Source organism: Polyangium mundeleinium (assembly GCF_028369105.1).
Taxonomy (GTDB): domain Bacteria; phylum Myxococcota_A; class Polyangia; order Polyangiales; family Polyangiaceae; genus Polyangium; species Polyangium mundeleinium.
In genome coordinates, this window is sequence record NZ_JAQNDO010000001.1 from 10,577,776 (window position 1) to 10,599,838 (window position 22,063).

The 22,063-nt window shown below is 66.1% G+C and carries 11 protein-coding genes; 2 read left to right on the plus strand and 9 right to left on the minus strand.

Annotated features, from left to right (window positions below; all coding sequences use genetic code 11):
- Positions 1–56: 56 nt before the first annotated feature.
- Genes POL67_RS41585 through POL67_RS41595 form a run of 3 tightly spaced genes read right to left on the minus strand, consistent with a single transcriptional unit; the run spans position 57 to position 1,607 of the window.
- A complete protein-coding gene (locus tag POL67_RS41585) occupies positions 57–569 on the minus strand; it encodes a YcjF family protein (RefSeq protein ID WP_271926607.1) in 513 nt (170 codons plus the stop codon).
- A 30-nt stretch (positions 570–599) separates the two neighbouring features.
- Complete coding sequence (locus POL67_RS41590) at positions 600–1,361, minus strand: thioesterase II family protein (RefSeq protein WP_271926609.1); 762 nt, start codon at positions 1,359–1,361, stop codon at positions 600–602.
- 12 nt (positions 1,362–1,373) lie between these two features.
- A complete protein-coding gene (locus tag POL67_RS41595) occupies positions 1,374–1,607 on the minus strand; it encodes an MbtH family protein (protein WP_271926611.1) in 234 nt (77 codons plus the stop codon).
- A gap of 833 nt (positions 1,608–2,440) precedes the next feature.
- Between POL67_RS41595 and POL67_RS41600 the strand changes: the two genes are divergently transcribed.
- Entirely contained in the window at positions 2,441–4,291 is a 1,851-nt protein-coding gene (locus tag POL67_RS41600; protein ID WP_271926613.1) for a multicopper oxidase family protein, read from the plus strand.
- Positions 4,292–4,302: 11 nt separating this feature from the next.
- Here the strand turns inward: POL67_RS41600 and POL67_RS41605 are convergent, their stop codons facing one another.
- Both POL67_RS41605 and POL67_RS41610 read right to left on the minus strand, forming a co-directional pair.
- Positions 4,303–5,730, minus strand: coding sequence for an FHA and sigma-54 interaction domain-containing protein (locus tag POL67_RS41605; RefSeq protein ID WP_271926615.1), 1,428 nt, complete (start codon positions 5,728–5,730; stop codon positions 4,303–4,305).
- A complete protein-coding gene (locus POL67_RS41610; protein WP_271926617.1) occupies positions 5,727–10,487 on the minus strand; it encodes an nSTAND1 domain-containing NTPase in 4,761 nt (1,586 codons plus the stop codon). The genes POL67_RS41605 and POL67_RS41610 overlap by 4 nt, the downstream gene beginning before the upstream one ends.
- 433 nt (positions 10,488–10,920) lie before the next feature.
- Between POL67_RS41610 and POL67_RS41615 the strand changes: the two genes are divergently transcribed.
- On the plus strand, positions 10,921–13,518 hold the full coding sequence (locus POL67_RS41615) for a type VI secretion system Vgr family protein (RefSeq protein WP_271926619.1): 2,598 nt from the start codon (positions 10,921–10,923) through the stop codon (positions 13,516–13,518).
- A 59-nt stretch (positions 13,519–13,577) separates the two neighbouring features.
- Here POL67_RS41615 and POL67_RS41620 read toward each other — a convergent pair whose 3' ends face one another.
- From POL67_RS41620 to POL67_RS41635, 4 genes are all read right to left on the minus strand, one after another.
- Positions 13,578–15,497 carry a DUF2169 family type VI secretion system accessory protein gene (locus POL67_RS41620; RefSeq protein WP_308789575.1) on the minus strand — a complete coding sequence of 640 codons (1,920 nt, stop codon included), beginning with the start codon at positions 15,495–15,497 and terminating at the stop codon, positions 13,578–13,580.
- Between the two features lie 180 nt (positions 15,498–15,677).
- Complete coding sequence (locus POL67_RS41625) at positions 15,678–17,117, minus strand: hypothetical protein (RefSeq protein ID WP_271926623.1); 1,440 nt, start codon at positions 17,115–17,117, stop codon at positions 15,678–15,680.
- A 47-nt stretch (positions 17,118–17,164) separates the two neighbouring features.
- Positions 17,165–17,755, minus strand: coding sequence for a hypothetical protein (locus tag POL67_RS41630; protein ID WP_271926624.1), 591 nt, complete (start codon positions 17,753–17,755; stop codon positions 17,165–17,167).
- On the minus strand, positions 17,746–21,957 hold the full coding sequence (locus POL67_RS41635) for a DUF6531 domain-containing protein (RefSeq protein WP_271926626.1): 4,212 nt from the start codon (positions 21,955–21,957) through the stop codon (positions 17,746–17,748). Before POL67_RS41635 ends, POL67_RS41630 begins: the two co-directional genes overlap by 10 nt.
- Positions 21,958–22,063: the final 106 nt, after the last annotated feature.

Genomic DNA, 22,063 nt, shown 5'->3' on the forward strand with positions numbered 1-22,063 from the left:
TATGTCGTGATTGCGTCTCTTGATATCCATCCGAGCCCGAGGATCGACCGGCAGGCCTACGGCTCCTGCTGCATCGTGGCGACCGTCTCCTTGGCTTTCTCGAACTCCGACCTAAAATGCGACCTCATGGCGTTCGGATCGAAATCGAGGAACGTACCACCGGTCTCGAAATGCATCGTAAATACCTTGCCAAGCGCATACGTGGCCGCGCCCGCGACGAGCGGCGTCGAGATGAGCCCGAGAGCCGTGCCGACCACGGGGACGAGCTTGACGAGTCCGTATCCGAGCGTGGCTCCCACGCCCACGCTCCAGGTGCTGGAGATGAGGGAACCAACGAGCATTGTCACGACCTCATGGGTGAACTTCACCTCGTAAAGGTCGGCGAGCTCCCTCAGCATCTTGAGCTGAACACCCTTGATTGCGACGAAGTCGGCGACCGGCACGGGAAGGACGCCCGCCACGAGCGCCCATAAGACGTTCCGCCGTATGATCGCCTCCGCCCGGCCGGCGCGCGAATCGTCCTTGGTGAACGTCTTGGTTCGATCAGCCTTCGTAGCCTCGCCTGCCATAGTCGCGCTCTCTATGCACCAATATCCAATTTACACTTCACCGCGCGAGGCTCCCTCGAAGGCCTGCCCGACCACGCGCAGCACAGCCGCCTCGGCGGAATGCAGAAAGAAATGGTCGCCCTCGAGGATGCTGAGCGCAAATGGTCCTTTCGTGTGCTCGCGCCACCCTTCGAGCTGCGCCGACGGCACCGTGTCGTCCTTCGTGCCTCCGATTGCGGTCAGCGGAACATCGAGAGGCTCTGCCGGCACGTGGCGGTAGGACCGAAGGAGCTCGAAGTCCGCCCGGAAAATAGGCACGAGCAGCTCCATGAGCCCCGGCTCGGCCAGAACGCTCGCGGGCGTTCCGCCATAACGTCGGATGCAGGAGAGGATGTACGCGTCGGTCAGCTCGCCGGTGGGTGGGTAGGAGTCCGGGATCTGCGCCGCGCGGCGGCCGGAAATGAAAAGGTGCATCGGCGCCGGAAAGCCGCGCGCGCGCAGCCAGTGGCAAAGCGAAAACGCGACGAGCCCGCCCATGCTGTGCCCGAACATCACGAAAGGGATGCGGCTAGGGGCGAGCGTCTGCCCGAGCGCCTCCACCAGGGGCTTTAGCCTCGTGATGGGCGCCTCGCGGATTCGCGGCCCTCGGCCTGGAAGCTGCGCGGCGACGAGTTCCACGTCGGGCGACAGGTGAGCGGACCAGGTCCTGAAGACCATCGCGTTCGCCCCCGCATAGGGGAAGCAAAAGAGCCGCGCCCGCGGCAATGCCACGGGCCTGGGCCTCCAGAACCACGCGCCCGGGATCGGCTCCATGGGGTCGGCGACTCAGGCCTGCGACTTGGCCGCAGCCGCAGCCGCGTCCATCTGCTTGCGCAGGCTGAGCGGCCGCATGTCGGTCCAAACCTCCTCGATATACTGGAGGCACTCCGCGCGCTTCCCGCTCTTCCCCGCCAGGCGCCAGCCCGCAGGGATCTCCCGGCCGGCGGGCCAGATCGAGTATTGCTCCTCGTGGTTCACGACCACCTCGAAGGTGGTATCTGCGTCGTCGAAGACACTCATCGTGGGTCCTCTTGCGACCCCCGGCGTCGAAAGGTCGCCTCGGGATGCGCTGATGTGAATCGATCGCCGGCAAGCGTCGCCCAACAGGGCGGTGACACTGCCGCTGACGACGAACGTTTGTCTTGGCGCACGCTCGGGGGGCGCCTTTTGCTATCCAGGTTCTCTTTGGGTAGACGTTACGCCCGCGACGTAGCAAGCGCGGTGCCAGCCCATGATAGGTCTTGCTTGTGCATCGGAGATCGACCTGGCCGCATCCTGTGGTATGACAGCATGGGATGACAGCAGGCCGTTGCCCTCGAACCACCAACCCGCGCAGGTTGCAGGACGCGATCGAGCGCGCCGGGGCTTTCTAGCGGCGAACAGCGCAGCGAGGCGAAACGCGCGTCGGTGCCTTCGGCCGGGTGCGACCCTCGGGTGGCCTGGGCCTACCGAGCCGGGGCGTCCCATCGTTCTTTGGAAATGCGACCTACCCTGGCCCGACCGCTGTAACAGGACCTGTAACAGGGCCCTGTTACAGGTCCTGTTACAGGTCCTGTACGCATCCGTCGGCAGCGCTCGGCCGGTGGCCGCCTCCTTACCGTAAGCGCACGCTCACCGACGAATTTGTGTTCTCGTTCGGAAAGGTGGCCCAAGCGTTGCAAGGCGCACGCTCGAAGCAGCCACGACGGATCCCCGAGGTGTCCCGCGGCTCGCCATCTCCCATAGCATCGTCGACCATCCGGAGCGCAACGGCGAATCCACAGGGTGAACTCGTGACTTCCCATAACAAATCTTCATCGGATAAAAATTTGGCTCGTGTCACGCTCACATTCGATCGGCGCCTTTTTTTGAGGATGGGCGCCACGCTCGGCGCTGGCCTCTTGCTGCCCGATACGATCGGTTGCAGCGACGACGACAAGACCCCGACGCCGCAGCCGGTTCCGAGCAGAGAGCTCTTCAACCCTGCCACGGTCCGAGCCAAGGACGGCCTTCTCGATATCGAGATGACCATCACCGAGGTCGAGGTGACGGTCGGTCAGTATACGTTCATGACCCGCGCGTACACCGGCCTCAAGGTCAACGCAGGAGAGGCGAACTTCGAGGGAACGTATTCGGGCACGATCCCAGGCCCGAGCGTCGAGCTTCGCCCGGGTGATCGGCTCAAGCTCAAGCTCATCAACGGCCTCCCGGACGACGGCAGCGCCGTGGACCCCGTCGATTGCGGCATGACCACCAGCGGCGGCCATGGCGGGCACGGCCCGGGCATGCAAAACAACACGACCAACTTCCACACGCACGGTCTGCACGTCGACCCCGGGCCGCCCGGAGATGACGTCTTCTTGGCGATTGGTCCTGGCCAAAGCTACGACTTCGTCATCGACATCCCCAAAGACGTCGTCATGCCGGATGGGACGATGGCCGATCATCCGGCCGGGACCTACTGGTATCACCCACACTTCCACGGCGCGACGGCCATCCAGGTGGCAGGCGGCATGGTGGGGGCCCTCATCATCCGCGATGAATGGCAAGACGATCTCGACAAGATGTTTTCACCCGAGCCCGCGCCGGGCCAGGGCAAGGAGCAGCTCCTGGTCGTCGGTGAGCTCATGCTCCAGACCAAGGATCCATGCAATGGGAAAATCCGCCTCGCGACGTACGGTGAAATGGGCCATTCCGGCCCCTTGCCTGATAACGTTGTGGATTTCTTCCACGTCAACGGCCAGATCAACCCGATCCTTCGCATGCATCCGAGTGAGGTGCAGCGCTTCCGGGTCCTTCACACGGGCTTCCGTGCTCCGCTGGACATCGCCTTCCTCCGCGTACCGGACGATCAGGTGGACGCCGCAACGTCGTTGCCGAAGCCCGACTATAATCCTTTCGACTATTCTTGCGCGAGCAACGGGGGGCCGCCCGTGCTCAACCGGGACGCGTTGCGGGCGAAGTCGGTCACGTACTACCAGGTCGCGACGGACGGGATCACCTACGCGGCGCCCCTGAAGATGCCGATGACCAACGCCGTTTCGGAGGTCGAGTATGTCATCCCGCCGGGAGGCCGCGCGGACATGCTCGTCCAATTCGAACCGGGCACCTACCAGATGGTGGCGCTCGGCTACCTGGACTTCGTCTGCTGGGAGCCGCAGGTCCTCGCCACCGTGATCGTCTCGGGGACGCCAGACACGAGCCTTCAGATCCCGCAAGCACTCACGCCTCCGGCGCTTTACCCGTCCTTCGACGACATGGCGAAGCCCGGCAACCAGATCGACAAGAGCCGCCAGCTCGACTTCGCCGTGTCCATCGATGCGCAAGGAACACATTTCACCATCGACGGCAGGACGTTCTGCGAAACCCGTATCGACCAATGCATGGCTCTGGGCGCCGTGGAGGAATGGACGATCAACAACAAGGCGGCAGTGGCGTCGGTCCATCCCTTCCACATCCACGTCAACTCGTTCCTTGTGACGTCCATCAACGGGAAGAAGCCGGCACAGTCCATCTGGCGCGATACGTTTCTCATCCCCACGGGCGACATGATGGGCGTCGACGGCACCCTGACGTTCCTGTCGCGCTTCCTGCATTTCGAGGGCAAGTACGTGCTGCACTGCCACATCCTGGAGCACGAGGATGAAGGCATGATGCAGCTCCTCGAGGTGAAGAAGGACGCGCTATGTGAACCGTCGATGACCGACACGTGCCCGATGCCGTGAGCCGGTCATGATCACCCGCGATACGTGTCGACGCTGATCGAGAATCTCTGTATCCAGCGGTGGATCTGGACCCGCGACTTGCCCATGTCGCGCGCAACCCCGCTCACGTTGCCCCTGTGCTTCTCGAGCAGCGCCACGATACGCCCGCGCAACGCGTCCGGCGCCGTGTCCCTCTCGTCCTCGGGCTCCGGCGCCACGACGCTCTCCTCTTCGGGTGGCGCGACGGTTCCGAGGCTCCGCTCGATCAAGTGCGCGCGCTCGATGAGCGGCCCGTCCGCGAGCGCAGCCGCGACCCCGAGGACCTGCGAGAGCTCCCGGATGTTGAGCGACCACGGCTGCGACAAGAGCCACTTGCCCGCCTGTAGGGTGAAACCAAGCTCGCTCGCGCCCGGCACCTTGGAGCGCCCCAAGAGATCACGGACCAAGATCCCCATGTCCTCGATCCGATCCCGCAGCCGCGTGAGCGTGTGCCGATGCCCGGAGAGCCGCGCGAGCAAGTCGACCCGAAGCTCGCCCCGGATGGCCATCTTGTCGAGCGGCTTGTGCGTCGCCGCGACGACGCGCAGATCCACCTTGATGGGGTTCGAACCACCGACGGGTACGACTTCGTTCTCCTCGAGCACGCGCAGGAGCGCGGCCTGCGCGGGCAGCGGGAGATCGCCCACCTCGTCGAGGAAGAGCGTGCCGCCGTCCGCCCGGCGCACATAGCCCGGCTCGTCCCGGATGGCCCCCGTGAACGCGCCCTTGACATGTCCGAAGAGCTGGCTCTCGAGCAGCGACGCCGTGAGCGCCCCGCAATTGACGGCGACGAGCGGCCCGGCGCGCCCCGAGCGCGTGTGGATGTTGCTCGCGAGCACCTCCTTGCCCGTGCCCGACTCGCCGAGGAGGAGCACCGGGATCGGCGCGCGCGCGATACGAGCGAGGGCGTCGAGCTCGTCCGCGAGCGGCGGGACGAGCGTTTGGAGCCCCCTGGCCTCCGGGGTATCGAGTTCGAGATCCGCGGCGGAGGTGGGCGAAGAAGGCAAGCCCGCGCGATAACGCAGGATGACGTTGCCGAGCTCGATGAAATCACCGTCCGAAAGCGCGATCTTCGTGACGCGCCTGTCATTGACATAGGAGCCGTTCCTCGAGCCTGCGTCCTCGAACACCCACGTGTCGCCGCTCCTGACGAGGCGCCCCTGGGTCTTCGAGATGGTCGCGTCGGGCAGGCGCAGATCGAGCCGCCGCACGCCGCCCTCGCAGATGCGCGAGGCGACGCGCGAGGCGCCGCGCCCGATGTCGACGACGTCGAGCTCCGCGAGGCCATACCGCGCTCCGCCGAGCGCCGGCTGGCCACAATGGAGCACGACGAACAGGAAGGGACGCGCGAGGGGCTGCGCCCTCCGCTGCTCGCGCACGGGGTCCTGGGTGGTACCGAGCGAGATCAACTTCCTCGTCATGGCCGCACCACCCTATCACGAGGCGGCGTGGGGCCTGGGTTTCTCTCGGCGGCCCGGGCCTCCGCGACGCGGCGCTCGCACGCTTGCTGGTCCCTCTGGGCCTCGGCCTCGGTGATCTGGAGCAGTTCTCTACGGATGGGCACGGGAATACAATACGAGGTCGCCCTCCAGAGCCGGGCGTCCTCAGGGCCGGTGAAGGGCTCCACGTCGCGCCATACCCGGGCGACCTTCTCGTCGGAGCATTGCGCGATGTACTTGCCGTCGGCGCTCCATTCGGCAGACCCGACGACGAATGGAGAGCCGCCGAGCACGAAAGGCTGCCCGGACCCATCCGCACGAAAAATGCGTACCGTCGTGTCCGCGGACGCGGTGGCGACGCGTGTGCCGTCGGGGCTCATCCACGCCGATACGACCCGTTCCCTGTGACCGTGGAGGACCCCTGGCTGCCCGGAGCCGTCGGCGCTCCATACGCGCGCGGTCCCGTCGAGGGACGTCGTGAGGATCCGCGCGCCGTCGGGCGACCACGCAGCGAAGGTGAACTTCGATTCGTGCCCCTGCAGCGTGACGGGGGCCGCAGCGCCGCGCACGTCCCAGACTCGCGCAGCGCAGTCCGCGAACGTGGAGAGAATGCGCGAGCCGTCCGGGCTCCATCGCGCGCCCGTAAAGCTGGGTACGAACCTCCCGGTGTGCCCGGCGAGCCCGACGAGCTCGCCCGCCTCGCCCGCCTCGCCCGCGTTCCAGAGATAGATGTCCCCGGTCTCGTACGACACGAGCACCCGCGTGCCCGCGGGCTCGAACCACGCTTGCACCACGCACTCGGATTCGATCGGAGCCTTTGTCTCCGCCTGGAGCACGTAGCCGTCGCTCGCCCACACGCGAAGGCCTCCATCCATGGAGGCGGTGAGGATCCGGTCACCCGAGTCGCTCCAATCGACGCTCCAGACCCCTGCCCGATGGCCGTCGAGGACGACGGGCGAAGAGGGGTCGTCGAGGCGCCATACCCGCGCGGTCCCGTCCCGCGAAGCCGTGACGAGCCGCGCGCCATCGGGACTCCACCTCGCACTGACGATGTCCCTGGTATGGCCGCGCAAGACGACCGGGCTCCCCTCCCCATCCGCACGCCACACCCGCGCGGTCCCGTCTCCCGAAGCCGTAACGAGCCGCGCGCCATCGGGGCTCCACGTGATCGCGTTGATGACCTCCGTGTGGCCCTCGAGCAGCCGCGGCGCGACGACCTCGTCGAGATTCCAGAACCGAAGCGTCCTGTCGAGCGACGCCGTGAGGAGGGAGCGGCCATCCGGGCTGAAATCCGCCGTGTAGACCCAGTGCTTGTGGCCACGCAAGACGATCGGTTGGCCCGCGCCGTCGGCATTCCAGATGCGCGCGGTCTTGTCCTTCGAGGCCGAGGCAATGCGCTTGCCGTCGCGGCTCCACGCGACGCTCATGACCTTGTCCTCGTGGCCGCGCAGTGTGAGGCGCTCGGCGCCCTCGAAGGCGTCCCATACACGCACCGTGGCGTCCTTGCTCGTGGTGGCGATGCGCGCGCCATCCGGGCTCCAGGTTGCCGCGACAACCTCGTCCGTATGCCCGCGAAGGACCAGCGGCGCGCCCTTGTCGTCCGCGCTCCACACACGCGCGAGCCCATCCACCGAGGTCGTCACGATGCTCTTCCCATCCGGGCTGAACCGGGCGCTCGTGACGTTCGCCTGGTGCTCGAGCACGGCGATCTGCCTCCCGTCCGCCGCGCGGAACACCCTCGCGGTCCCGTCCATGGACGCCGTGACGACGCGCTGCCCATCCGGGCTCATCAGCGCCGAATTGACCTCGTCCTCGTGGCCGCGCAGCACGAGCGGCTCCCCGGAGCCGTCCGCGCTCCAGATCCGGGCCGTCTTGTCCCCGGACGCCGTGACGATGCGCGCGCCATCCGGGCTCCACGCGGCGAACCAGACGTGCGCGTCGTGGCCCCGCAGCGTGGCGAGCCTCTGGAAATCGCCCACGGCCAGGATGCTCGCCGTCTGGTCCTGGGACGCCGTGACGATCCGCGCGCCATCCGGGCTGATGGCCGCCGCGTAGACCGGCAGGCCCCCATGGAGGCCCGCGATCTCGTTCCGCGCGACGCCGGAGGAGAGCGCGCCGCTCACGATCTCGGCCCACTCCTTGGGGATGTCCTCGGGCTCGACCTCCCGTGCGAGCGCGAGGACCAGCGTGGGATCGTCCATCCGCCTACGCGTGGCGAGCATCCGCGTGGCATTGCGGCCACGTAGCGCCTGGAGCGCGAGCTCGCCATTCTGCTCCGTGACACGCGCAGCCTCGGCGTCCGCGCGCCGGGCCTGGGCCTGGGCACGCATGGCCAGGACAAACACGAGGACCGACACGGTGCCGAGCACCACGAACGCCCCGGCAATCGAGCGCTGTCGCCTCCGCCGCGCCTGCTCCTGGAGGTCGATCACGGCGAGGAGGTACCGCTCTTCCGCGCGGCCGAGCGGCATGCCGCGCTCCGCCTCAGGGTTCCCGCGCCTTCGTTCGTACCACGCCCGCGCCTCCTCGGCGGCGCGGTCCCGCCACAACAAGCCGGACGCCTCTCCGCCCGCCTGCCATTGCGAGGCGGCGGCGCGCAGCCGGGCCATGAACTGGGCGTCCGCCGTGCTCTCGTCGAGCCACCGCGCGAGCCTCGGCCAGCGCTCGATGAGCGACTCGTGGACGAGCTCCACCGTCACCGTGCCCGGAAGGCCGCCGACTTCGAGGAGCAAGAGCCTCGCGCCGCAGAGGTGCTGGACGAGCGCCTCCACGGCGGCGGGATCTTCGGCGAGGGAGGCGAGCTCGGGCATGCTCACGATCGCGCGCGTCCGCTCGGGCGTGACCAGGCGTAGGAAGATGGCCTGGCAGAGGCGCTGGCTCGGCAGCGAGAGCGCCGCGAACACGGCGTCCGCGTGTGTCGAAAGCGAACCGACGACCCCGCCGAGCCGCTCGTAGCTCGCCCGCGTCAAGGTCTTCGCGTCCCGATCCCGCGCCTCCCATACCTCCGCGGCCGAGAATTGCAGGAGCGGCAGTGGGGTCTTGGCGCGCGACAGCTCGTCCAGGATGTCGGTGATCATCGCCTCGTCCTCGAAGCGATGCCCGGACGCCTCCACCGGGCGCACCAAGGCCTCCCGCAGGGCTTCGCGCCCCATCGGCGGCAGGAGGAGGAGGCCCTGGATTGCCTCGGCCAGGAAATGGGAATCCTCCGCGACGCGGTCGAGGAAATCCGAGCGAAGGGCCACGATGACCCGCAGCGGGGACGAGGCGTCGTCTGCCACGCCGAGAAGGCATTGAAGGAACGCAGAGCGCTCGCCGGGATCGGAGACCAGGGTATAGAGCTCCTCGAATTGATCGACGAAAACGAGCGCGCGGCTCTCGGGGCCTTGCGCGCGACAATGGGCGCGAAGGCGGGCGCCGAGCAAGCCCGGCTCGGCGCGGAGATCGCCCATCGCCACGGGATCATCCGTTTTGCCTTCGGTTAGCACCTCTGCGAGCGCCTCGCCGAGGGCCGACATGGGAGCGCGGCCCGGGCGCAGGACAAGCACGTCCCAATTCTCGCCGGAGTGCTTCAAGGCCGGGATCACGCCGGCGCGCAGGAATGACGATTTTCCAGCGCCGGAGGGGCCCACCACCGTGACGAGCCGCTGACGCCGGAGCCGCCCCACGAGGGCCGCGATGTCCCGCTCGCGGCCGAAGAAGCGGCCCGCGTCCGCCTCCTGAAACGTCGAAAGCCCCGCGAACGGCAGCTCACCCGAGGCGAGCGCAAGGGGTTTTCCCCCTTCGCGCAAAGACGTGAGCGCGGCGAGCAGTTCGTCCGCCGACGCGAATCGTTCCTCCTTTCGCTTGCGCAGGCAGCGTTCCACGACGTCCGAGAGCGCCGAAAGCTCGGGCAGGACATCGCGGAGCTTGGGCATGAGCGCGGAAAGGTCGGCGACGCTCTCGAGCCGCTCCATCGTGATCGGCTCGAGCGGATGCGCGCCTGCGAGCAGCTCGTACAGGATCACGCCGACTGCCCATATATCGGCCCGCGCGTCGACCTTTTCGCCGAGCCATTGCTCGGGCGCCATGTACGCGAGCGTGCCGCCGTCACTCGTGTACAGGCCATCGCCTGGCCTCGCCAGCCCGAAATCCAGCACTTTGACCCCCCCTGCGTCGAGGATCATGATGTTCTCGGGCTTGAGGTCGCGATGCACGACGTCGCGCTCGTGCGCGGCGACGAGCGCGCGGAGGACCGACATCACGATGTCGAGCGCGAGGCCCCTCGGGAGCACGCGGCTCGATCCTCGGGCGCCCGAGGACAGGACCTCCCGCAGCGTGCGGCCCTCGAGGTACTCGAGGACCATGTACGGATGCCCGTCGGTCTCATCGACATCGTGGATCACCACGATGTTCTCGTGCTTGCAACGCGCCGTCGCTCGGGCCTCGGCGAGCAGGCGCGTCGTCGCATGTCCGCTGTCCTGGAGGAGCTTGATGGCGACGAGGCGCCCGAGCTTGATGTCCCGCGCGAGCAGCACGATCCCCATGCCGCCTTCGCCAAGCTTGCGGATGATCTCGTAGTGCTTGAGGAAGCCGTCGAACGGAAGGGAGGCCTCGGGGGGCGCGCCTCGCTCGCGGGACGTGGGGGATGACGAAGCAACCTGCGACGAGCGTCCTGTCCGCTCGTGACGAGCGAAGTCCGCGGTGACGCTCGCTCCCGGCGCCGGGTGGGCGCCGCGCCCTCGCTCATCAGGAGACTTCATGCGGCACCGCCTCGGCGAACATGACCACGGATCGCATCGGTCGAGCTAGCTGGAACGGCGTCGCGCGCAAGGCGTTGGTCGCACCCATCCTCGTTGCCCACGTCGGCGCGTTCGCTCAGCGTCGGCTATCATGCCCTCTGGAGGGGGTTCAACGGGCGATCGATCCTCGACGTGGCGCGCCACGCAGCGTGCGACCGACCGCGGCGCCGCCGCAAGCGGCATCCCAAGAGTGCGGCCGGGACGAACCATATCGCTAGGAGTCGCGGACGCGCACTGCATTCGGTCGTGCTATGCCCGAGCAGCCTCCTACATCCAGCCCACAAACCGCCAGCTATCCTAAAAAACGGTGGGTGCTTCGACAAGGCTTCCCTTGATCACGCTTGATAGGTTAGCATGCGCACCGTCGAAGCTCGGTCGTCGGAGGGCGGTGGAGATGTCGTTCGTCAAGACGTCGAAGGATGAGGCAGTGCAAGAAGCAGGGGAAGCGGCGCTCGAGGGCGCGGTCGGCGCTGCCACGGCGAAGGTCTCCGGCAAAGGGAGAGAACTCATCCGGGGCGCGACGTCGAGCATCGCGGAGGACCTGCCGTTCTTCGAGGAGAAAGCGATCACCTCGAACATCGCCAAGCAGGCCGTCAGCGCATTTGTCGGCGGCGCGGCGGCCGTCGCGGGAAAGCTCGTCGGCACCAACAACTGCGAGATCGAGCTCGCCTCCAAGGATCACCTCGACGTGCGGCAATTCGAGGTGCGTGAGCGAATTTCGTCGCTCTTCCAGATCACGATCACCGCGCTCTCGAAGAACCCGAGCATCGACTTCGACGAGGTCGTGGGGCAACCCGCGCGCTTCGCGCTCGCCACGGGCGCGTTTACGCGCGAGTGGACGGGCCTCTGCAACCACATCGAGCTCGTGCGCGTCGCGCCGGACGGCATGTCGACGTATCAAATCTCGGTCGTGCCGACCTTGTGGCTGCTCACGCAGCGTAGGAACTACCGCATGTTCCAGCAGGTCTCCGAGCCGGAGATCGTACTCCAGATCCTCGCCGAGTGGAACATCGCGCCGAAGAAGCAATACGACGCGGGGGCCTACAAGAAGCGCAAGTACCGCGTGCAATACGCGGAGAGTGATTTCACGTTCATCAGCCGGATGCTCGAGGACGCTGGCATCGCGTATTATTTCGAGCAGACCGACGAGGGCACGAAACTCGTGCTTTCGGACGCGGCGCACACGAATCCCGCGCGCGAGGGAGCGCTCACGTTCGCGGATGATACGTCGAGCGTGCGAGATGTCGGGATCAAGTTCGTGACGGCGGTGCGCATGTCGCAGCAAGTGAAACCCGGCAAGGTCACGCTGCGGGATCACGATTATCGAAGGCCGCCGAGCTACAAGCTCTTGGCGAGCGCTTCGGGCGGCAGCGACATCGAGGAGAAGCTCGAACGATACCACTACGTGCCGGGCGCGTTCCTTTTTGGCACGGATCAAGGCGAATCGACACCGGTCGCGGACGATAAAGGCAAGGCGCGGACGGATGAAAAAGAAGCCGCGGTCCTGGCGCAAAAGTGCCTGGACGCACACCGGGGTAGCGCGCGGGTTTGCACGTTCGAGACGAATGCGCACGACCTCGCGCCCGGCGTGGTGATGAGCTTCGAGGGGCATCCGCACGCGGCGATTGGCGATGGGAAACCGCTGCTCGTGATCGAATCGTCCTTGAGGGGCACGGATCAAGGCGAGTGGACGCACCGCTGCGCGGCGCGGGGGACGGATGTCCCTTTCCGGCCGGATCAAGAGACGCCGCGGCCGACGGTCAATGGCGTGGAGAGCGCGACGGTCGTGGGTCCTTCGGGCGAGGAAATCCACACGGACGAATTCGGCCGCGTTCGGGTCCATTTTCATTGGGATCGCGAGAGCAAGATGGACGAGAAAAGCTCCTGCTGGATCCACGTGAGCCAGCCCTGGGGCGGCGCGGGATATGGCGGGTCGAGCTTGCCGCGCATCGGGCAAGAGGTCCTGGTCGATTTCTTGGGCGGCGACCCGGATCGCCCCGTCATCGTCGGCCGTGTCTATACGGGCCTGCAGAAGACGCCGTACAAGCTGCCGGAGAACAAGACGCAGAGCGGATGGAAGAGCAATTCGACGGGCGGAGGCGGTGGCTACAACGAGCTGATGTTCGAGGACGCTGCGGGCAAAGAGCTCCTGCGCATGCAGGCCGAGAAGGATTTGAACAAGCTCGTCAAGAATGACGAGAGCGTCAATATCGGCAACGATCGGACGAAGAGCATCGGTCACGACGATACGCTCACAGTCGGCAATGATCGGTCACGACAGGTGGGGAATAACGAATCCGTCACGATCGGCGTGAACCAGTCTGTCACGATCGGCTCGAACCACACGACGACGGTGGGCGGCGACCAGAAGAATACGGTCACGGGCAGCCAATTCAACACCGTGCTCGGCCAGCCGAAGCAGGGCGGCTTCAATGGCAGCCACACCGACATCACCGGTCATTACAAGATGACTGCGTCCGACACCTCGTTCATGAGCGCGCCGAACAAGATCACGCTCGAATGCCAGGGCAGCTCGATCACGCTGGAGCCTGGCAAGATCACGATCAAGGCGGGCGACAATGCCCATATTGTGCTCGACGCGAATGCGCTGATGAAGTCGAGCTCGGGCACGGAGGTCTTCCTCGACGCGAACGCGAAGGTACATTCCTCGGGCAACAGCGAAATGTTCCTCGACACGAACGCGAAGATGCATTCTTCGGGCAACAGCCAGGTCTTTCTCGACGCGAACGCGCTGCTTCAAGCGAGCGGCGGCGGTCAAACGCTGTGTGACGCGAATGTCTCGAGCACCGGCAAAGTGGCAACCGTTGCGTCGACAGATGGCGCAGGCGCGCAGTTCACGGCGGACGCGACGATGAGCGGCACGAACGTGAACATCTCGGGCGGCGCGAAGGTGAGCATCGCGGCCCCGGCGATCAACTCGTCGGCGGCAGGGACGAACGAGATCACGGGTGGGGTGGTGAAGATCAATTGATCCAATTCGCGCCGCGAGCGCATTTCCGCGATCGAGACAACCGCTTCTGAAGCCGGGCCCTACGCGCGCCTCGCGTCCCGCACCGCCTTCCTGGCCTCTTCCCCGAGCTTCATATCCTTCGCCACACGCTTCGCCCACATGCGCACGATGGGCATCAGCGCTGGCCGCTGGATCTTCAGGGCGTCGAGCGCTTCATTTGCGCCTCCTCGCTCCAAGGCCACGGAGATTCGAGCGTACTCCCCAACGGCGATCGGGCCTCGAAACTTCTCCACCTGCGCGACATACGCCCCATCATACGCGCCCCGGAGCGCGTTCTTTCCTTTTTGCGGCTCCTCCTCGAGCGCCTTGTTCCAGCGCAGCTCATTCGCTTTCCACGCGCCCTCCTTCAAGCCATGCGCATCGAGGATCTTCACACGCTCGGTTTTCCCCTCGGCGATCTCGGCCGCGATCGCCGCGGTCTTTTCGATCGTCAAATCGGCCGGCCGCTCTTCCGCTGCGGGAGGCGGCGCGGGTCTCTTCGGCTCTTCTGCCGCTTTGGGCGCGTTCGCTTGTTCTGCCTTGGGCGGAGGCGCTTTCGCGAGCGCCTCGGGCATCGCTGGCGTTGCCAAGGGTCCGATCATCGCGGGGGGCGCGATGGCCGCGGGGCGCGGCGCTTCGAGGGGACGATCGACGGCGACCTTCAGGCTCTTTTGCGTCGTCGGCGGCAGTTCGTCGAAAGGGATGGGATCGACCGCCATGGGCGCCGGCGGGGAAACGACCGGCGGCGCCGCGCCTGATTGAAATGGAAGCACCGGGGCCGGGTTCTTCGTCCAAGGCCCAATCGTCCCCGTGCCGACCTCCTCGTCATGTTCGCGCCGAGAGGTCTCATGCCCCCCCATTTCGAAGATCGCCGGGTTTGGCGGCCCCGCGGCGGGCATGAACGGCAGGGCCGGACGCGTAGGCACATTCGCGATTTTCGTGGTCGTCGGCGCCACCGTCAGGGTGCTTTCGATATCCGCGCTCGCCTCCGAGCCCACTATCATCACCATCACGGTTCCGGCTTCGTCGGGCTTCTCGAGAAGCACCACGCCGCGCCAAACGAGCGTCGCCAGGGATCGATCGGTATCGATGCACAAAGTATCCGCGCGGAGCCGGATCTCTTGTGCCCCTCCCGATTCACGCATCACGGTGACCTTCGGTTGCACCTTCGCGAGCTTCGTCGTGAGCCGCGGGTGGCTCGAATGCAGGTGCTCGAGCACGACCGTCTCGTCGCCTCGAATCTCGGCGAGCTGTTGATCCACCGGCGCGGCATTGAAGTACGCGCCGTCGAAGTCATCGAACAAGGGTCGCGTATTCCAGGTCCGCGGATCCCAGGTGCTCGCATGACGCCCGAGCAGCGACGCACGCGGATACCACGCGGGCGCGAGAGGACCGAAACCGATGGACGGAACCGAATCCGCCGGAGCTCGCACCGTGAAACCTCGGGGCACGAGGCTCGGAGCCGGCCTGAACCCGCGCGCGTCCGGCGGCGCGTTCGGGGCTATGCCGGAAGGGTTGTTCGCGCCCCCGGCGGCTCGCTCCCATACGAGCGGCGCTTTCAAAAATGGCTCTCCGACGACGATGCGTCCGTCCATCGTAAAGGCGCGATCCGCGTGCACTTCGATGGCTTTATCGATCGAGCCGACGGCGATTCGCGCAACGACCGAGGTCACGGGCGCCGCCGTCGGCGCGAAGGCGTGCCCGAGCACGAGCACCTCGGCACGCCGCTTGAACGGAACGAGATCACTCGCGACCCGCAGGCTTCGCCGAGGATCGTCATTCCAGTGGACATCCGCCTGAGCTGGCTCGTCTTGCGTTTTCGCGAGCGGCGACTCGCCGGGCCCGAGCTCGAACGTCGCTTTGCAGACCACGGTCAACGCATGGGAACCCGGACGAGGTTGCCAAGAAAGCGCAGCGACGCGAAGCGGGCAGTAGGAGAGGACATCCATGACGCGAAGCATTGTACCACGGTCCAAGGCGGGCGTGGACGCCGTCGTACGGAGCTTCCTGAGGCCTGGGCGCTACTGCACGAGCATTCCGCGATAGAGAGACACCCATGGCAAGCTGCGCCCTCCGTGCGCCGATCGCTCGACGGCGGGCTTAGGTCGTGCGCAGCGCAGCCAGGGGTCTCCCGTATCGCCTCACTCCTCAGCCTGTGCGGCTGCGTCCACGCCGACCTCCGCTCGCTCCATGGCGTCCGCCTGCGTGTACAACGATTCCGCCTGCGCGATCAGCCCGCGTTCTCGGCAGAGCGCCGCGAGGCGGCGCGCCGCCTCCGGTGCGCTCGAGACTTTGACCATCTCCCTTTCCGAACCCACCGCGACGCGGATCGCCTCGGAGAAGCACGAAATGGCCTGCTGCTCCGCCTTCACCTGCAATGCGAGCTGCGCCGCCAGCCTCCACGCCTCGATCGCGATCAGCGGCACGTTCGCCTTCTCGGCGCGCGTCGCGCACGCTGCATACTCGCCCGCGGCCTCGGGCAAGCGCTGCTGCAGCGACAGGAGGAGCGCGAGCGCAAGCCGCGCTTGCGCTTCCTGCAGACCGAGGTTGTGCCGTGTCGCGAGATCGACCGCGGAGCGCAGCTCCGTCAAAGCGGGATCTCGCTGGTTGAGCCCCGAGAGGTAGCTGGCGAGCGACACCTGACAGATGACCGTCACCTCCGCGAGGCCCAACGACGCGGCGAGATCACGCGCTTCACGCTGCATACGTATGGCGTCCACGCCTTTCCCTTCCTTCATCGCAAGCGCAGCGCCGAGCACCAGACGCTGCAGATCGGGCGCCTTCGCCAGATAGTCGGAGGAGAGGCCAGCCTCCTTGAGCGTCTGTTCCACGACCGCCGGATCGACCGGCGGAGGATCATCGACGCGCCTGGGCGGCTTTACGCCACGAGGTGCCGCGCCTGCGAACGAGGCATTCGGCGGGTATACGAGCATCTGCAGGTCCTTGTCGTGCTGCTTGGGATCCGGGACGCAGTCGCATTGGAGCGAATGCTTCTCGCCAAGCCGATCGAGCAGCGCGGGCCGTGGCTCCGCCGCGTCGACGAGCAGGACCCAGCGACACGACCTCATCGCAGGCTCTTTGATAAGCAGCTCGAGCTCATTCCCTAGCGCGTCCACCTCCTCCACGATCGTCGGCGCGATTACGAGCACCAGGCCTTCCAGCGGCGGGCGCAGCGCTGTCACGACGGCCCCCGCCGCGCCTCGAAAAAGTGCCACGCGAGCCGTCCGAGGGCCGGCTTCCAGGTGCGCGAGCAGACCCGCCTGCCCCGCCAGCGAGGGCGCGTGCGCGCTGGGCATCTCGATGCCCTCGTTCTTCAGGAAGGCGGCGCGACGATCCTCCCAATGCGCGAGCAATCGATGCGCGCGTACCTTCCAGCCCGAATCTGCGCGGGTGTATGCATCGTCGAGGACGACCCACGCACTGCGGTTGTCGTGATGAAACTCCAGCCCCGCAAGGATCTTGAGCGCCGGTTTGCGCAGATCCGCGCTGGCTCGGACGACCAGAAGCTCTATCTCCTTCGCACGAACAAACCAGCTGCCATCCTCGAGGAGATGGTTCAGCGCGCTGGAAATGGCCTGCATGTCAGCTCCATGTCGCGGTCCGGATGGACCCAATCCCGGACAGCACATTACGATTCGGTGTCATCGTCCAACCTTCGACCCAGACGGAGGAACAGCCCGTGAGCACCGAAGTCGGGATCGTCGTGTCGTGTCGTGAGCGGGAGCGCGGCCTCGAACAGCGCCCTCGCATCAATACCTCGCCTTTGCATCTCCAAGTACCGCGGATAAATGACCCGGTGGAAGTCGCGGCCGCCCGCGGGCGCGTCGTAGATCGCCGTGAGCGCGAGCGCGATGTCGAGATCCGCCTGATCCAGGGACTGGAGGAAGCGCTCGAGGTAGTCGTCGATGACGCCATCGAACTGCCAAACGACTCTGCGATGCGCTGCCAACAGCGCTTGTGCGCGCCGGCGTCCTGCATCGTCGAGGCGATGCAGGTAGACCTCCGCCATCTCGCGCGCGAGAGGATGCAGCAAGTCGGTCCGCTTACGCATCTCCGCCTTCCACTCCTCGCTGACCGGCCGGCCCGGCGCCGTCCCGGGCACCAGCGGCTCGATTTTCGGAATCACGAGCGCTGCGTCGAGCACAGCCATCTGGTCGCTCCAGCGCGCGAATAGCTCGTCCAGATCGAGCTTTTCCGTCGTCTCCCCTTTCATCGACATGGTGGCTCCATTCGCAGTGGATCCTTCTTATCGCCGAGCTTACCGACCAGCTTATACCCCGCTGCGATGAGCTGATCCATCTCGCGCCCGAACACCGACCTACCGTACATCTTGCTGCTGAGCAGCTCTTCGGTGGGCTCGCTGGCGAGCCGAACCACGGCATTGTTGTCTATGAAGGCCTGTAACCACATGTCATTCACGAAGGTGTTCCAGTGGAAGCCGGTGGCGGGCGGCATCGGCAAGGACAGCTTCGCGAACCCTGGGCCGTTCTTCTTCAGGAATGTGTCGACGTCGCCGAACTCGCCGATGATCGGGATATCGCTGCTCTTGAGCATCTTGTTATACAAATTGAACGCCTGGTTCTTGAAAGTATCGCTCATCGGATTGTCGACACCTTCGCCCAGGTTCCAGGCATCCGCCCGCTCCATGAAGGCCATCCAATCAAGCGTCTCGAGTCCGAGGGGATCGCTGTACGCCCACGGATTCGCGGGATAGCCGTACGGATTCGTGTTCCCGGCCAGGCCCAGTGGATCGCGCCGCGTGTAGTTGCCGGTGAACGCGTCGTAGTAGCGGAAACCATTATAGCACAGCTCGGCGTCCGTGTCCTCGTATTGCCCCGGCCAGCGCCACGGACAATCGTCTGCCGTCCCCACGCGGAGATCAACCTGCCCATAAATATCGAGCTGGGCCTGCCAGGTGAGTCGACCGTGCTCGTCGTACATCTCCGTGGGATTGCCCATGTGATCGGCCGCGATCGACCAAAGCCGGTCGCCGCGCCGCTTCGCGACAGGCGCGGTATCGTGCGGGCTCCAGTACCACGATGTGAGGTCGTCGGCGCCGCGGCTCTCGTGCACCATGCGACGCCCGTCCCAGAGATACCGGACCTCCTCGTCCACGCGCCGATCCTCGCCGATTCGCACCTTTCGGGTGCGGCGACCCAGGGCGTCGTACTGGTACTCGATGCGCTGTCCATCGGGCTTGTCGATCGCGCGCAACATGCCGCGTTCGTCATAGGCGAAGCTCCACGTCGCCCCGCCTGCGTCGACCCTGCGGATCCGCTGACCATTGGCGTCATGGTCGTAGCTCGACTGCGAGGTCCGGGTGAGCTGTCCATCGGCCGCATATTCCCGGTCCCGCCGATCGGCTTGGCGGTACACGTTCCCCTGCGCGTCGTGAGCCCGTTCGATGCTCCGCTCGCCGCGGCGCTCTCGTACGACGCGCCCGCGACCGTCGTAATCGTAGTGCGTGGCCGCGCCTCGGCGCACGTCTTCGAGCGTGACGAGGCGGTCGTCGCCCTGCCAGTGCCACCGGCGTTCCTCGAGCACCTGCACCCTGCCGCTCGCGTCGTGCTCGGCCGCGGGTACGGCCGCGACCGTGTGCCTGCGGCACGCGCGGCCACGGTCGTCACGTTGCCATGTCAGCCCGATGTTGCCAGGCATGCGCCGCACGATTTCGTGGCCGGCCGCGTCACGCTCGATCTCGATGGCCGACGCGTCAGACCACGGGCGCATCCCGAGCATCATCCGACGGACCGATCCCCTGCGATCGCGCTCGACCTCCTGCAGCAGGCCGTACGAGCTCTGTACGCTCGTCCGCATGCTATCTGGACCGTATTGCGACTGCACCCAGCCGTCACCGCTGATCTCGCGGAGCGTGCGGCCGAGCGCGTCGAGTTCGAACCTCAGCGCGCTCGATTCATTGACCGCCTCCAGCAGGCCGCCGTCCGCCCGCCAGCTCAAGGTCGTGAACGTGCCGTCCGAGTGCTGCATCCGCGTCACCCGGCCGACCTTGTCGTATTCGATGGAGGTGGTGCGCTGCGCGGGGCTCTGCACGCCGACGATTCGGCCCGAGACATCGTGCTTGTACGACTTCACGCCCCCATCGGGCTTGCGCTCGCGAACCACGCGTCCCGCCGGATCACGGTCGAACGCGGTCCGTCGTCCGGCCGCATCCACATGCGCACGGAGCCGACCTTCCGTATCGTATTCGAAGCGTCGGAGCTCACCCTCCTCCTCGCATGCAATCACGCGATGCGCCGCACCATAGTGCAGACGCACGGAGCGGCGGCCGTCCTCGATGGCGACGACGTTCCCCTCGGCATCGTAGATCCTTCGCTGCCGCTCCCCCGAGGGGCGCGAAAGCTCGATCAGCCGACCCTCCTGGTCATGACGCAGCGAGAGCGTTGCGCCGCCGACCTCGTGGATCCGCGTCTGGCGACCCTGTTGATCCCACGACAGGTGTTTCTCGAAACCGCTGCCGTCCTTCACGACGCGCAGCTGTCCTTGCGCGTCGTGCTCGAACTCGACGACGCGCCTGCCGGGGCTCCGCACCCACGCCGGCAGGCCATTCGCCCAGCCGAACGTTGTCACCTGACCCAGGGGATCACTCGTCGCGAGCTGCTGCCCCTGCTCGTCGTACCGCCACCGCCATACACCACCAATCGGATCCTTGCCCTGAACGAGGAGATCTCTCGAATCGTACGTGAACTCGAGCTCCGCCCCGTCTGGCCGGACGAGCTTGGTCATGTTGCCGCGCGCGTCGTACTCCATCGCCGTCACGCGTCCGGCGGCGTCGACCTTGCGAGTCCGCCGCATCGTGACGGGATCGTAGGCGAACTCGGTCGCGCCCCCCAGCGGCTCTCGAATCTTCGTGACGAGCCCTGCGGCGTTCATCCGGTATTCGGTCGTATTGCCGAGCGAATCAGTGACGAACGTGATGTGTTGCTTTTTGTCATAGGCGATCTTGTGGTCGAAGACGCCGCCGTCTCCCCACGTGCGGGTGCACCAGGCATCGGCGCCGAATCCATCCCAGACGAAGTACCAGCTAAACCCGGTCCGGTCGGTCTCGCGCGTGAGCAGATGCGTGCAATACTCGAATCGCCAACGAGCGCCGGTGGCGTCTTCCACCTCGACGAGATCACCTGCCTCGTCGTAGCGGTATCTGCGGTGTGTCGTCCAGAGGTCGCCCTGGGGACTCTGAAGCACGAGCGCCGTGATCCGCCTGGCGGCATCGTGCTCGATGCGAATGTAACGGCCCAATGCATCTCGAACCCATTCGAGGCAGCCTCGCGCGTCATACGAAAACACGTTTCGATGATGACGCGTGCGATCGCGCATCGCGACGATGCGAGCTGTCGGACCGAGCGCCCCCGGTTCACCCTCATCGCCAGCGATCGGCGCGAACTCCCGAACGACGCCATCCTTCGCTTCGATTTCCCAGGCGTCGTTGGGGAGGCAGCGGAGCGTGAGCCCTTCGACGGGGTTGAAGATCGACTGACCCGATTCGATGCGATGACGGGGCATGTCGAAGCTGTCGAACTCGATCTCGCGCCCATCCTCGCTGCGCAACACCACCTTGCCGCGTTCGCGCCACACCGCCTGGTCCAGCGAGATGCTCCAACCGTTGCCCATTCGACCCGCTCGATCGGCCCACGCCGACGAGTAGACGCGGTCTATCTGTAGCGGCAATGGGCTCGACAGCGCGAAGTCCACATGCTCCGAGATCACCTTGCCCGACGCGACGTCGACCGGGTGCCCCGTGAAGAAACATACGGCACGGTGAAGGAAGTTGCGGAACCGGCCAGGGGAGAGTCGCGACACCAGTGCGTGAAGCGAATCAGACATGAACCGTGTTCGCAGCGAGGCCATGACGGCAGCCATGATGTCCAGCGACATCGGCCCCCCGATGAGGATCGGCCGGCCTTTGGGCACCGCCAGGACGACGGACGACGGCAGTCGAATGGGCTCGGAGCAGCTCAGAAGGATGTCGCCGAATCGCACGGCATTGCTGCCCATCACCGATACCGTCTTGGAGCCGAAAATCGCAACAGCGTCGTTGTCGGGCGTGATCGGCTTGGGCGGCTTCAGCGTGTCGCCGGGGCGAATGACCGGCTTCGGCGTTCTCGGGAAGGGTGCCCAGAACACGCCCGGCGGGAACAGGATGTGTCCCGGAATGTGGATGGCTTCCGTGCCGGTGTTTGTCGCCGGGAAGAACCCCCAGTAAAGGACGGGGCCCTGCACGGGTGCTCCGACCGCGAGCGCGAACGCGGCGCCGATCGCGAGACCGGCCGCGAGCCCGATCGGATCGAAGACGATCCCGGTGAATGGATTGGGAATCGGTACGGGGGTGGGCGCCGGCATGGGCACGAGCTCCCAGTGCACGTCGATGCCCAGCACCGGATCCAAAAAGCTACTCGCAAGCACGCGTCGCCTCGCTTGTTGTGAAGTGCTTGGCCTGCCCCACTTCGAACTTCCGCTTCATCGCAAGCCCCACGGACTCGGTGTAGGGTATCCGACGTTCGTCGCAGGT

Bases quoted from the DNA above. Each gene is read 5' to 3' on its own strand.
- POL67_RS41610 (WP_271926617.1), bottom strand. From the start codon at position 10,487: ATGAAGTCTCCTGATGAGCGAGGGCGCGGCGCCCACCCGGCGCCGGGA.
- POL67_RS41585 (WP_271926607.1), bottom strand. From the start codon at position 569: ATGGCAGGCGAGGCTACGAAGGCTGATCGAACCAAGACGTTCACCAAG.
- POL67_RS41625 (WP_271926623.1), bottom strand. From the start codon at position 17,117: ATGCAGGCCATTTCCAGCGCGCTGAACCATCTCCTCGAGGATGGCAGC.
- POL67_RS41590 (WP_271926609.1), bottom strand. From the start codon at position 1,361: ATGGAGCCGATCCCGGGCGCGTGGTTCTGGAGGCCCAGGCCCGTGGCA.
- POL67_RS41615 (WP_271926619.1), top strand. From the start codon at position 10,921: ATGTCGTTCGTCAAGACGTCGAAGGATGAGGCAGTGCAAGAAGCAGGG.
- POL67_RS41605 (WP_271926615.1), bottom strand. From the start codon at position 5,730: ATGACGAGGAAGTTGATCTCGCTCGGTACCACCCAGGACCCCGTGCGC.
- POL67_RS41600 (WP_271926613.1), top strand. From the start codon at position 2,441: ATGGGCGCCACGCTCGGCGCTGGCCTCTTGCTGCCCGATACGATCGGT.
- POL67_RS41630 (WP_271926624.1), bottom strand. From the start codon at position 17,755: ATGTCGATGAAAGGGGAGACGACGGAAAAGCTCGATCTGGACGAGCTA.
- POL67_RS41595 (WP_271926611.1), bottom strand. From the start codon at position 1,607: ATGAGTGTCTTCGACGACGCAGATACCACCTTCGAGGTGGTCGTGAAC.
- POL67_RS41620 (WP_308789575.1), bottom strand. From the start codon at position 15,497: ATGCTTCGCGTCATGGATGTCCTCTCCTACTGCCCGCTTCGCGTCGCT.